This is a genomic window from Vibrio sp. A37 (genome assembly GCF_059777565.1).
In genome coordinates this window covers 271,905-285,749 of record NZ_JBLNLI010000002.1, presented here as the reverse complement: position 1 = coordinate 285,749, position 13,845 = coordinate 271,905, and the positions used below count along the sequence as shown (strand labels likewise).

The following is a 13,845-nucleotide window of genomic DNA, read 5'->3' as shown; positions in this document are numbered from 1 at the left end:
AGGATTTCCCAATAATATGAAGCAACCCGTCAATTACTCGATCGATTCTAAGAGAATACTTTCTGGATTTATATTGGCCTCCGTCCTGCTAATTGTAGCAGGTGCCATCGCTTGGGGAAGCCTGAGCAACCGGTTTGATACGGTCGACCAATACGCCCACAATGCGCAAATTTTGTCCTCGATAGACAAAATGAAACTGCTTGAACAAAGCTACGTTAACCTTCCAAATACAGACACAGCAAACAAGATGTTAGCTGAAATTGCACAAGCTAAAAACCTAGCTCAGCTTACACCTTCAATTGAACGCGACAAAGTTGAATTATATCTAGATGAATATTCGACAGAATACAAAAAGTATGTCTCAACAGATACGCTCGCAGTTTCAATTCGAGCCAAAATGTTTGAGGCTGCGGAAGTCGTTGCAACAACTATTCATGAGATTCAACTTAAGCATAAACAATTGGTCGAAGAAGGCATCGCCCAAGTCAACCAAACAAGGGCTTATTTAGACTCAATTACCCAAAACACTCTTGAGTCACAAAAAATTATTGAGCATATCCATAATGCAACACGCTATTTAAAATCTTATATGGGGACAGGTCAACTTCGTGCATTTTCTCAATATCAACACGAGCTTTCGTACATTAACCTCATCATTAGCCAACTATTAAAAAAAACAGATGATGCTGAAACCAAGAGTAAAATTCTGCTGGTAAGAAACTCTGTCAATCGATACCTTACAACCAGCATACAATTGAAACACCTCGCTAAATTTTCGAACTCCCAAAAACGTCATATAACTCAAATAGTGGAAAGTTCAGGTGATGAACTCACTCGTTCCACATTGAGCTTAAAGGATTTTTATCAACAAAAAATCGTTGATATACAGGGAAAGCTAGCTCTTCAGCAACAGAATATAAGTGACGAGCTGACTTTCGGGACAATTTTGCTAACACTGCACACCTATATTAGCTCTGCTCAACAGTTAGATAGAGACTATTTCATTTCAACGTCACCTGTGCAACAAAAGCAACTGGCCGAAGAAGTCCTAGATCAACTAGATAATGCACTCAAATCAGTTCAGTTATTGAGTGAGCAAAAAGTGTCGCAAACTGAAGAAATATCGATCGAAAAAATCACTTTCAACAGTAGTCGATATCTGTCACTTTTTGAAGAACTGGTACGCAAAAAAACAGCGATTAACTCTCAGCTCGCTCAACTCGATAGCTCATACGAAACAATGGTTAATTATATAAAGCCAACCTATGACAAGCAGTTAGATATTGTCGAAAATTCAGGTGGTTTTATTAAATATATTGCTGTTGGTGGTTTGATGTTCGTTATCACCTTATTGCTGCTTGGTATCTTGGCAAATAAGTCTCACAACGCTTTAGAAAAATTTGCCAAACAATTAGCGAAAGCTAGAGACGAAGCTGATTCTGCAAACCAAGCTAAATCAGATTTTTTGGCCAATATGAGTCACGAAATTCGTACACCAATGAACGCGATTATTGGCATGAGCTACTTGGCATTAAAAACTGAGCTTTCGAAAACCCAGAGAAACTATATTAACAAGGTTAAGCTTTCAGCAGATAGCTTACTAGGTTTAATCAATGACATTTTAGACTTTTCCAAGATTGAAGCAGGTAAGCTTGATATAGAGTCGGTAGACTTTAATTTAGAAAATGTTTTGGATAATGTCTCAAACTTAGTCGGATTAAGGGCATCAGAACGAGGCCTAGAGCTTCTTATACATATTGAAAATGATGTACCGACAGCTCTAGTTGGCGATCCACTTAGACTAGGGCAAATCATCATCAACCTCGCTAACAATGCCGTCAAATTTACCGAAAAGGGCGAAGTTAAGATTCATATTGCTTTAGATGAAAAGGTCAATGATCACGTTACTTTACGGTGCAGTGTATCTGATAGTGGCATTGGGATGTCGCCCGAACAATGCTCAAAGCTATTTAATAAATTTACCCAAGCTGATACTTCAACAACAAGAAAATATGGTGGCACCGGACTAGGTTTAGCGATTAGTAAAGAGCTAAGCCTTCTTATGGGAGGAGATATATCGGTAACAAGTGAGCTTGGAAAAGGTTCCACATTTACATTCACGACTAAGGCCAAAATTAGTCAAGCGTTAAACCAATCGAACTCAATAGCTTCGGAAGAGCTTAAGAAGTTAACGGCGTTGATCGTCGATGATAATGCCAGTGCTCGTTTAATTGTGTCTGATATCCTTGACTCGATCGGTATGAAGAACGCCAGTGTTGATAGCGTTGATAAAGCCTTACAACTTTTTGAACAGAAAATAGACGAATCATCCCCTTACGACTTACTCATCGTCGATTGGCAAATGCCCAAAAAAAATGGTGTTGACTTAATTGCGCACCTACAAAAACGATACACACTTTCGGGGTATGGAAAAGTGATTATGATGACTGCACATGGCAGAGAAGAGCTGTCAGAAGCAATGCACAAGAGGGACTTACCCACTCCTTATATTGTCGATAAACCAGTTATCCACTCTAATCTATATAGCGCTATTGCCAATCTATTTGATGTAGAAACATCTCACATAAGCCAAAATGAACAAGATGAGCACGATTTAGTAGAGAACGTTAAAAAGCTCGCAGGTGCAAATGTACTCTTAGTTGAAGACAATGAAATTAATCAAGAAGTGGCCATTGAACTACTAGAGGGACAGCACATCCAAGTGACAGTGGCAGAAAATGGCAAAGTAGCTATCGACTTATATCAGCAAAATCCATTCGATGGAATCCTTATGGACTGCCAGATGCCAGTTATGGATGGTTACGAAGCAACTGAATACATACGCTCTGAGCTTTCTGATACCGAAATACCTATCATAGCAATGACGGCCAACGTGATGGAAAAAGACAGGGAAAATATTATCCAAGTTGGTATGAATGATATGATCGCCAAGCCAATTGATGTTAGCAGTATGTTCAGCACTCTAGCTAAATGGATAACTCCAAAAAATCCGATTTCCATCAGTGACACTGTTGACCATACCTCTGAGCAAGAAATTGAAATTCAAATTGACGGAATAGATACTGCCGAGGGCCTTAAGCGTACAAACGGTAATCTAGATCTATACATTAAACTAGTAAAACGATTCTTATCGAGTTACAAAGACATAGACCAAGTTAAAGGATTACTCAACAACCAAGATATATCTGCTAGAAAGATATATGTTCACACGTTAAAAGGCGTTGCTGGAAACTTAGGTGCGAATCAACTGCATGAAATATGTCAGCGCTACGAACAAAATCTTGAAGACCTACAGACCCAATTGCAATTAGTTTCTTCACTAGAGGTAGTTATCCAGAGTATAACTTCTCATCCAGATTTCAGACAAAGTGAAAGCACTCCAACAGTTGGAGATAACACAGACGCTCATATCAACTATGATCCAAATATATACTCAACATTATTTGAACTAATCAAACAAAGTGACACCAGCGCACTCAGTTACATTAGCACAATAAACAATAGCCAAATCATTGGTGTGAGCGACTCTGAGTTAAAAAGTATCAGCCATGCTTTAGAGGAATTCGATTTTGACTGCGCTCTGAAAATTTTACAAACCTCGCCCAAGAAATAAACAAGCCTACTCTCTAAAAGAGTAGGCCAAATGTCGCTCTATAGTTGAGCTTAATTTGAATCATTTAAGCTATACCTAGAAACAATTTCTGCATATTGATCTGAAGCTAGGAATTGCTTAATTTCCTGATTTATTTCAGGCATTTTATTAAGGTATTTAGATTTATTGGAGACCATGATTTTCATTAAATACGGATCAAAACCAACTTTAGTTTGAACTATCTTATCTTCCAAATTATGTTGTTTAACTTGGTAGTTAGCCACGATATCTCCACCAATATACAAATCCGCTCTTTTCGTTGCTAAGAATTGAATTGCAGGGGTAATATTATTGAGGTACGTTGTATTAATTTTATATTCAGAAAAATTCTTTTTGTACCAACCATTTCCCAAATATGTAACAACGGTAAAGTTATTAGTCGCAACATCTTTCGGCTCTTTAATACCATTTATTGCATCTAGTTTCTTGTTTCCTTTATAGGTATAAACACTGTTGTACATATCGTACACAGAGTAATCAGTGGCCGTAGAATATTTAGTCCGATCAGGAGTCTTAGTCGTTATCATAAAGTCAACTGTGCCAAGCTCTACATATGACTGACAGCGTTTCCACGGAAGTTGCACATATTCCACTTCCATGCCTAAGTTTTTTACGAACATCACATCGACTAAATCTATAAATAATCCGATAGGTTTACCCGTCCCATCTAGAGAATGAACGGGAGGCCATGGGTCAAAACAAAAAGATATTTTCTCTTTTTCAGCGTATGCGTAATTTACCCAAAGAACAGAAGCAATTAGAGCAATAATAAACTTTTTCATCGTGAATAATCACCGTAATTTCCTTTTACGTTTTTTAAATGTAGCACTTTCTTGAGGGTTGGTTCTAAAAAAGAAATAACCCTTACAACATATTATCGCAAGGGTTACCATTAACTACTGATAAATTAATAAGTTATGTATTTTTTAATAATTCATTGTCAATGATAAAATAATCTGCTCCAATCTACTTAGACCTTCGATTAAAACTTCATGCTCAATCGTTAACGGAGGCAATAGCCTAATAACGTTAGACTTTATACCGCAAGAAAGTAATATCAGACCTGAATCTTGAGCTTTAGCAATGACATCTTTAGTTAATTGCTGTAACGGCTCCCCTGTTTCGGCATCAGTGAACTCTATCGCTATCATTGCACCAATCGCTCGAACATCACCAATAACCGCGACCTTATGCTTTAAGTCAAGCATACGCTTGTTTACTTGCTCACCTATACTCAGGGCTGCATTGCAAAGTTGGTCCTGCTCGATGATTTTCAATACTTCTAATCCCGCTACACAGCCTAATGGTGAACCAGCATAGGTTCCACCTAAACCACCCACACCGGCCGAGTCCATGACTTCAGCTTTACCCACAACGGCTGAAATAGGAAAACCACCAGCAATACCTTTGGCCATGGTCATCATATCAGGTTCGATATTTAGATATTCAGTCGCGAACATTTTTCCCGTTCGAGCAAAACCAGTCTGTATTTCATCTGAAATCATCATAATACCGTGCTTATCACAAATCGCACGAACTGCCTGTGCCCATTCAGCTGGAGCTTGATAAAACCCTCCCTCCCCCTGGACTGGTTCGAAAATTATCGCTGCTACACGGCTTGGTTCTATGTCACAGGTAAATATATCCTCTAATGCGCTTACACTTCGCTCAACTGATACGTCGTGAAACGCGTTCGGATATGGCGCATGGTAGATTTCACCCGGAAACGGTCCAAAGCCAGCCTTATAGGGAGCAACCTTCCCAGTTAATCCCATGGCCAAATTAGTCCGGCCATGAAACCCGCCTTTAAATGCAATAACGCCACTGCGCTTTGTATGAGCGCGGGCTATTTTCACCGCGTTTTCGACAGCTTCGGCACCGGTCGTGAGAAAGATAGCTTTTTTAGCCGACTTGCCTGGCGCTATCTCTGTTAGCTTTTCTGCCAGCTCAACAAAGGATGGATAAGGCGTAACCATCGCACAAGTGTGCGAAAATTGATCGAGCTGATTCTTTACTGCTTCCGTAATGCGAGAGTTATTATGTCCTGTATTGGTAACAGCTATGCCTGCCGCAAAATCGATATATTGATTTCCTTCAATATCCCAAACGTGGGCATTATTTGCTTTAGCGACATAAAGTGGATAGGCAGCTCCCATACCATTTGCAATAACTTGACTTCTTCTTTCATGCCATGAGTTGTTTGTCATTGATTTCTTCCTCGCCGTTATAGTTTTACCAACCACTTTACATGCCACCAAAACATAGATATTTCACATCCATGTATTCTTCCAATCCTTGTTTCGCCCCTTCTCGGCCTATTCCTGATTGTTTGACACCACCAAAAGGGGCAACCTCTGTCGAAATCATGCCTTCGTTAATACCAACCATGCCATACTTTAATGCCTCGGCAACTTTCCAAACACGGTGAATATTCTGACTATAAAAGTAAGACGCTAAACCATAGATTGTGTCGTTGGCCATATCGATAAGCTCTTCGTCAGTCGAAAACTGAATGACAGGAGCGACAGGACCAAAGATCTCGGATTGCACCCCTTTCATTCCGTGCTTAACATCCTTCAGTATCACTGGATTCATAAACTGACCATCTAGATGCTTAAGCGAAGAAACAGGGGAAGCACCTTGCTCAATGAAACAATCAATTATTGCTTGTATATTCTCTTTCGCTTTAACGCTTATAATTGGACCAATATCCACATCGTTTTCTAAACCATTGCCTACCTTCAGCTTCTTCACTTCAGTATCGAATTTGGTAACGAATTTATCGTAAACACTGGAATGGACATAAAATCGATTGGCACAAACACACGTTTGCCCTGCATTTCTAAACTTGGAAGCAATAGCACCTTGAACCGCTTGTTCGATATCGGCATCTTCAAACACAATAAACGGCGCATTGCCACCCAATTCCATTGAAGTTCGCTTGATATCACCCGCACACTGTTTCATCAATATACTGCCAACGCGCGTTGAACCAGTAAAAGACAGCTTCCGTACCAAAGGATGTGTGGAGAAAATTTCGCCAATGGATTCTGGTGTCTCTCCCAGGACAACTTGCAGAATGTCGCGTTCTATCCCCGCTTGATAGGCAAGTTCTGCAATAGCAAATGCAGACATGGGAGTGAGTTCAGAAGGCTTAACAATAAAGCTGCATCCAGCAGCCAATGCAGGCGCAGCTTTACGTGTAATCATTGCGATTGGAAAGTTCCAAGGCGTAATAGCGCACGCCACACCAATAGGCTGATTGATGGTGACAATTCTTTTGTCTTGCGTCGGCGCGGGAATTGATTCGCCATAACTTCGCTTCGCCTCTTCGGCAAACCATTGGATAAAGCTTGCGCCATATAAGACTTCACCGCGAGCTTCTGATAATGGTTTTCCTTGCTCGCTCGTCAAAATTCTAGCTAAATCTTCTTGGTTTTCAATAATTAACTGATACCACTTATTCAGTTTTTCTGACCGTAATTTTGCAGGTAATTCAGACCAAGTGCGTTGAGCATTGTGGGAGCGCTCTATCGCATCGATAATGCCGTTTTCACTCTGAAAGGGTACATAACCGACGACTTCACCATTCGCAGGGTTAGATACTTGTATAGTTTGATTGGTTTCTTCTGTTAATACTGCTAGCAAACTAGAGTTGTTGATATCTTTCATGGGTGCAACCTTTTGTTATTAGTCTCAAAAGCTACGCGGGAATATGCTGTGTGATGCAATGGATATTCCCTCCTCCTAGTAAAACTTCTCGCGAAGGAATAGGTACTATTTCATATTCTGGTAAAGAAGATGACAAAATTTCGACAGCTTTCCGATCATATTTATCCCCAAATTGAGGCAAAAATATATGTTTGTTAACCATCAAAAAATTTGCGTATGAAGCACTTAACCTTTCACCTTCAGTTCTTTGCATACCGTCAGAGTGCGATATCGATTGTACTTCTTCACAGCTATAATAAAGTGGGCCCGGCAGGGGCAATTTGATCACTTCTATTTGTCTTCCGTTAGCATCCGTTTGTTTCTGTAGTTCTTGAAGCGTGAGCAAAGAACGCTGATATTGAGGGTCATTCAAATCATCTGTCCAACTCAACACCACTTTAGCTGGCCCAATAATGTGAATAAGGTTGTCAATGTGACCATCGGTTTCATCGTTGTACAAGCCATGAGTTAACCAAACGACTTTGCGTACGCCTAGGTACTCTTTTAAATACCCTTCAATCTGTTCAATGGATAGATCAGGGTTTCTACCCGAACTGAGTAAGCACTCCTTTGTAGTATAGAGTGTGCCCTCTCCATCAGAATGAATCGCACCTCCCTCCAGCACAAATGGCGCTTGGTAATAATCCATCCCTAACAAGTCGCAAACCTGTGATGCAACGAGGTTATCCTTTGTCCAATCTGAATAAAGTCCGTTGAATTCACCACCCCAAGCGTTAAACTGCCAGCTAACACCACGCTTGTTACCCAAATTATCAGTTAAAACCGTTGGGCCGATATCTCTCATCCATGCATCGTTATAAGACATCTCTACAATTTCAATACCGCTATCAAGTAATCTGCGTGCATTGAACATTTGTTCTCTACTTACAGCCACGGACACCGCTGTCACTCTGGCTATTTCATTAGCTACTCGAGCGAAATTCTTTTGTGCAGGTAGCGCATTTTCTCTCCAATTATCTGGACGCTCTGGCCAAGCCAACCAGACGTTAGAAATAGGAGAGAATTCTGCCGGAAAGGTAAATCCGTCTAGTTTTGGGGTTGAATCCAACTTCATACCACCTCCGGTCTTAAACGGACAATTTCATGATATCAGTGTACAGATCAGGTCTACGATCTCTAAATATCCCCCAAGACTGGCGTGCTTGTCTTGCTTCATCTAGATCTAATTTGGCGTAAATAATTTCTTCTTGATCTCGGCTTGCTTCGGTGATTTTTTCACCCAAATGGTTTGTGATAAATGACGAGCCATAGAAAGTTGTTTCTATTCCGTCATCTACTTCAGTTCCTGTACGATTTGACGCAAGTACCGGCACTAAGTTTGCCGCTGAATGACCTTGCATGGTTCTTTGCCAGTGGTCCCGAGAATCTAAGCTCGCATCTTGTGGCTCAGAGCCAATGGCCGTTGGGTAGAATATCGCCTCAGCGCCATTTAACACTAAACTTCTGGCCAGTTCTGGAAACCATTGATCCCAACAAATACCAGCGCCAAATTTGCCAAATTTAGTTTCCCACACCTTAAACCCTGTATCTCCAGGGCTAAAATAAAACTTCTCACTATAACCGGGGCCATCCGGGATATGTGACTTGCGATAATTTTCTAACACTGTTCCATCGGCATCAATCATGACTAGCGAGTTAAAAAATGTATTCCCACTGCGTTCAAAATAACTCACTGGAATCACCACATTGAGCTCTTTAGCCAACGCACTCATATGTTCAATGAGCTTGCTATTGTCACAAGATTCCGCCAATTCAAAATACTTAGCTTCTTGCTTCTTACAAAAATATGGCGCGGCAAATAGCTCCTGAGGTAGGATAACGTTCGCGCCATTCTTGGCAGCAGTGCGAATCGCTTCAGAGAATTTTTTTAAGTTATCTTGTAAATCCCAAGTGACTGAAAACTGGAGTACTGCGAAAGTAACGATTTTACTCATGAGAATTTCCTTATTTGTCGCACAGCGGCCTAGCCAAGCTTAAAACTCGGCTTCACCGGATAATCAATTAATGGAGTATTTAACGGAATATTAAACTGCTAACTTATCTCGCAAGTTGTAGTACGCAGCGCCCAATGCTGTTAGTGGAACTTGAAAATGCCTACCGCCAGGGAATGAGTAATGTTTTAGGGAAGCAAATGCATCGAATCGCTCAGAATGACCGGATAACGTTTCAGCGAGTAACTTTCCTGCCAAGTGAGAGCAGGTCACCCCATGCCCGCTATACCCTTGTAAATAATAAAAGTTGTTATCATAAGCACCGAATTGAGGCATACGGGAGTAAGTCAGCAAGAAATTTCCCGTCCAAGCGTAATCCACTCGCACACCTTTCAGTTGAGGGAATACTTTTTCCATTTTCGGGCGAATCATCGCTTCTACATTCTTCGGGTCCCGAGCTCCGTATACGACTCCCCCACCAAATAGCAACCGTTTATCGGCGGTGAGTCGGAAGTAATCGAGCAGATAATTGCAGTCTTCTACACAATAATTTGTCGGAAGGATTGTTTCTAATTGTTGGTCAGATAACGGTTCGGTCGCAACAATTTGTGTGCCACATGGGATAGCCTTATTGCTAATTTTTGGCTCAATACCTCCGAGATAAGCATTGCCAGCCATGACTACAAATTTAGCCTTCACTTGACCATGTTCTGTATGTACAACGGGGTGCATGCCCTTGTCTAATTTGACAACTTTTGAATGTTCAAATATTTGTCCTCCCAAAGAAACCATCGCTTTCGCTTCACCTAGCGCGAGTTTTAAGGGATGTATATGCCCACCACGCATATCGAGCATTGCGCCAACGTAAACTTGGCTACCAACCATTTTTGAAACTTCGTTAGCGTCTAATAAACTCAGCTCACTATGACCAAACCGTTCCCAGTTAAGCTTCTGATCTTCAAGCCCTTTAAGCTGCTTGTTATTAAGTGCCGCAAATAGTGCTCCAGCTTTGAAATCGCAGTCCACATTATATCGTTTGATAATATCGCGAATAATATCGCCACCTTCAAAGATCATGCTACAAAGCGCATTGGCCGTGTCAGCACTATAGCGATTTTCTAGTACATCTACGTCTCGACTATAGCTATTTACGATTTGACCACCATTTCTTCCAGTTGCACCAAACCCTACTTTCGTTGCCTCTAGAACAACAACTTTATAACCTTTTTCGCTCAGGTGAAGAGCGGACGACAAACCACTGAAACCAGCGCCAACAACGCAGACATCACATTCGATATTGTCTCGTAATTGAGGGTATTCAGGCATATCAACGACTGAGTCTGCGTAATAGGAACTAGTATGGGTATTCATCGTCTTCTCCTTTGCGTAATTACCGTTGTTTATGTTCTCTCACTTACTATAAAGAAGCCTTTCTCTACGGCTGTAGTCGAATCCAAGTGGTTTTTACTTCCGTAAATTTCTCGATAGCATGAATCGATTTATCCCGACCGTTACCACTCATTTTGAATCCACCAAACGGCACCGTCATGTCACCTTCGTTGTAGTTATTGACCCAAACCGTCCCTGCCGCTAGCTTTTTCGCCACTCGGTGAGCACGATTAATATTGTCGGTCCATATCGCGGCTCCGAGCCCATATATGGAGTCATTCGCTATTTCGATAGCTTGCTGCTCAGTTTTGAAAGAGATAACGCATAACACTGGACCAAATATTTCTTCTTGTGCAACACGCATACTGTTGTCAACATCATCAAGAATACAAGGTGATAAGAAAGCGCCCACTTCTAAAGTGTCTTCTCCACCTTTCACTGTGGCTCCTTCTTCAACACCTAACTTAATGTATTGAAGAACTTTATCTTTGTGTTCTTGGTCTATCAAAGCCCCCATACTTGAGCTGGGGTTTAACGGATCTTTAGGTTGGAATTGTTGCGCTGCAGAGAGAACTTTGTCGACAAACTCATCTTTGATGTTTTCATGAACTAAAAGCCTCGTTGCTGCAACACACACTTCGCCTTGGTTGTAGAAACAACCTGCTGCCGCAGCTTCAGCAGCGCGATCAAGATCGTGATAGTCTTCAAAGATGATATTCGCGTTTTTACCGCCAGCTTCAGCCCATACACGTTTTAGGTTGCTCTCTCCCGAACTTATCATCAACTGGCGAGCAACTTTCGTCGAACCAGTAAATGTAATGCAATTCACGTCAGGGTGTTTAGCTAGCACGTCACCCACTTCGTGCCCGAAACCGGTGATAACTTGGAAAACACCTTGAGGAATACCGGCTTGATTGGCAAGTTTACCGAGATATATAGCGGTCAAAGAAGATTTTTCAGATGGCTTTAACACCACACTACATCCAGCAGCTAAGGCTGGGCCTAGCTTCCAGCAAGCAATCCACAATGGAAAATTCCAAGGTACAACGGCAGCCACGACGCCAATCGCTTGATGTTCAATAAAGGCGTGGACATCTTTCTCGGTTGGCGCAACCTCGCCGTAACACTTATCAATCGCTTCTGCGTACCATCGGATAGCATTTGCAGAACCGGGGATATCCGTAGAATAGCTGTGTGCAATGGGCTTACCTGTATCTAGCGTTTCCAATAAAGCGAGCTCTTCTTTATGCGAATCAATTAAATCAGCAAACTTAGCTAAAACGTGTTTACGGTGGCTTGGCGAGGAATCACTCCATTCCCCTAAATCAAACGCTTCACGAGCATACTTAACTGCATCATTTACGTCTTCAGAAGTGCACCTAGTCACTTCTGCAATAATTTCGCCAGTGGCTGGGTTTACAGCCGAAAAGCGCTTACCCGCTTTAGCTTGACAATACTCACCATTGATAAACGCATTTGATTCAATTTTTAACCGATTTTTTGCTTCTAACCACTCTTGCTGAGTTTTCATATTGGTCCCCAAGTCTTCAGACATTAATTAACCGCAAAACATCAGAACGATGTCGGAGTATGTGCACTAATCAACTTGCACGGTTTATCAGTTCGATTGGTAAATTTATGAGGTAAAGTGGTGTCAATAATATAGGACTCTCCAGCTTTTAGCTGAAAAGTATCGCCATTATATTCGAGCTCAAGTTCACCTTGTAATATGGTGCCCACTTCCTCTCCTTCATGTTCGATTTGTTCCGTTCCAGTTGAACTATGTGGTGCATATTCTTCGATTAAAAAGCCAATAATTTGTGATTTATTCCCGCAACTTACCAGCTTCATTGACACCGCATCATTACCAATTTCAATAAGTTCTTCTGGTTTGACGACAACTTTCGCTTCGTCATTTTGTTCATGCTCAATGGTAAAAAACTCAGAAAGAGATAAAGAAAACACGTTCACTATCTTTTGCAACGAACTCACCGAAGGGCTTACTTTGCCATTCTCAATAGAAGAAATGGCGCTATGAGTAATTCCAGCTTTATCCGCTAACTCCCTTTGGGAAAGACCGTGCTCTTTTCTTAACCTACTAATACTTTTACCTATTTGTTCATTTTCCATGCAACTGCCCTAGTTATTATTAGAAGCAGCCATAATAAAATTTTTGAACAAAAGCTGAGAGAACGAATTGTGAATAGCGTTCCATTCTGGGTGCCACTGCACACCGATAAAATATTTGTGATCGGGAAGGCTAAAAGCTTCCACAAGTCCATCAAATGCTTTGGCTTCAATTGATAAGTTTGATGCCAAGTGTTTCACACCTTGAAAGTGCAACGAATTGACTTCGAGTAAACGACTATCCGAATCTAACTTGCTAGATTCAGATAACCAATTCGCCATCATGCTTTTTTCTTCGACAACAACAGAGTGCGATGACGCATATTTTTCGCTGAAATCTTCAGTCGCGCGTTCTCTGTGGTCACCATAACCAGCCTCGTGAACAAAAGGCTCTAAAGTTCCACCAAGTGCGACATTCATTTCCTGAAAACCCCGGCATATCCCTAAACAAGGTTTGTTCGCATCAAGAGCCATTCTTATTAGATTAAGGGATAGTTCATCTCTATCTCTATCGAGATACGTCTCTTCATGAGATGCGCCATAACGACTAGGCTCTACATTTGAATGGCTACCAGGAAACAGTAATCCATCACATAAATCAGCGTACGCTTTAACGTGAGCACTCTCAGTGCCACTGGGTAGCAATATCGGCAGTCCACCAAATTGTTTAATCGCGTCAATATAGAACTCATTTACAGCTTGAATATCATAGCCAGCCAACGTTTTAGAACACGTGACAATGCCGATTACCGGTGAAACATTAGCGTCCATCAAAATAACCCAATGACATTTTTATTTAACAAAAACACTACAACTCATGTTCGATATATTCAACATAATATTTTAAAAATAAGATTTTTAGAGACTTATGTCACATTTAATTGAACTGGCTTGATGAGAAATGGAATATATATTGAGCATTAACCATTCAAATGTTACTAGTTAGTTAAATTTAATGTTAGATATATCGAACACGATTACAAATTTTCATGA

10 protein-coding genes are annotated in these 13,845 nt (G+C 41.0%); 1 reads left to right on the top strand and 9 read right to left on the bottom strand.

The annotated features are described in order from the left end of the window. Positions 1-16 precede the first annotated feature (16 nt). Positions 17-3,634, top strand: a complete 3,618-nt coding sequence (locus tag ACM2FC_RS04915) for a hybrid sensor histidine kinase/response regulator (RefSeq protein WP_498479746.1) — start codon at positions 17-19, stop codon at positions 3,632-3,634. 50 nt (positions 3,635-3,684) lie between these two features. On the opposite strand, the gene ACM2FC_RS04910 is transcribed toward ACM2FC_RS04915, so the two are convergent. From ACM2FC_RS04910 to ACM2FC_RS04870, 9 genes are all read right to left on the bottom strand, one after another. Beyond that, positions 3,685-4,455, bottom strand: coding sequence for a substrate-binding periplasmic protein (locus ACM2FC_RS04910; RefSeq protein ID WP_498479745.1), 771 nt, complete (start codon positions 4,453-4,455; stop codon positions 3,685-3,687). A 144-nt stretch (positions 4,456-4,599) separates the two neighbouring features. Next, positions 4,600-5,880, bottom strand: coding sequence for a 4-aminobutyrate--2-oxoglutarate transaminase (gene gabT, locus ACM2FC_RS04905; RefSeq protein ID WP_498479744.1), 1,281 nt, complete (start codon positions 5,878-5,880; stop codon positions 4,600-4,602). 37 nt (positions 5,881-5,917) lie between these two features. Continuing rightward, the gene (locus ACM2FC_RS04900; RefSeq protein WP_498479743.1) at positions 5,918-7,345 is read right to left on the bottom strand and encodes an NAD-dependent succinate-semialdehyde dehydrogenase; all 1,428 of its coding nucleotides are present in this window, start codon (positions 7,343-7,345) and stop codon (positions 5,918-5,920) included. A 31-nt stretch (positions 7,346-7,376) separates the two neighbouring features. Beyond that, complete coding sequence (gene aguA, locus ACM2FC_RS04895; RefSeq protein WP_498479742.1) at positions 7,377-8,459, bottom strand: agmatine deiminase; 1,083 nt, start codon at positions 8,457-8,459, stop codon at positions 7,377-7,379. Between the two features lie 13 nt (positions 8,460-8,472). Continuing rightward, on the bottom strand, positions 8,473-9,339 hold the full coding sequence (gene aguB / locus ACM2FC_RS04890; protein ID WP_498479741.1) for an N-carbamoylputrescine amidase: 867 nt from the start codon (positions 9,337-9,339) through the stop codon (positions 8,473-8,475). Between the two features lie 90 nt (positions 9,340-9,429). Beyond that, complete coding sequence (locus tag ACM2FC_RS04885; RefSeq protein ID WP_498479740.1) at positions 9,430-10,707, bottom strand: NAD(P)/FAD-dependent oxidoreductase; 1,278 nt, start codon at positions 10,705-10,707, stop codon at positions 9,430-9,432. Between the two features lie 64 nt (positions 10,708-10,771). Beyond that, positions 10,772-12,256 (bottom strand): aldehyde dehydrogenase, encoded by a 1,485-nt coding sequence (locus tag ACM2FC_RS04880; RefSeq protein ID WP_498479739.1) that lies wholly within the window; start codon positions 12,254-12,256, stop codon positions 10,772-10,774. Positions 12,257-12,297: 41 nt separating this feature from the next. Continuing rightward, a complete protein-coding gene (gene puuR / locus ACM2FC_RS04875; protein WP_498479738.1) occupies positions 12,298-12,855 on the bottom strand; it encodes an HTH-type transcriptional regulator PuuR in 558 nt (185 codons plus the stop codon). A 9-nt stretch (positions 12,856-12,864) separates the two neighbouring features. Continuing rightward, positions 12,865-13,623: a gamma-glutamyl-gamma-aminobutyrate hydrolase family protein gene (locus ACM2FC_RS04870; RefSeq protein ID WP_498479737.1), complete on the bottom strand. Its 759-nt coding sequence runs from the start codon at positions 13,621-13,623 to the stop codon at positions 12,865-12,867. Positions 13,624-13,845 lie beyond the last annotated feature (222 nt).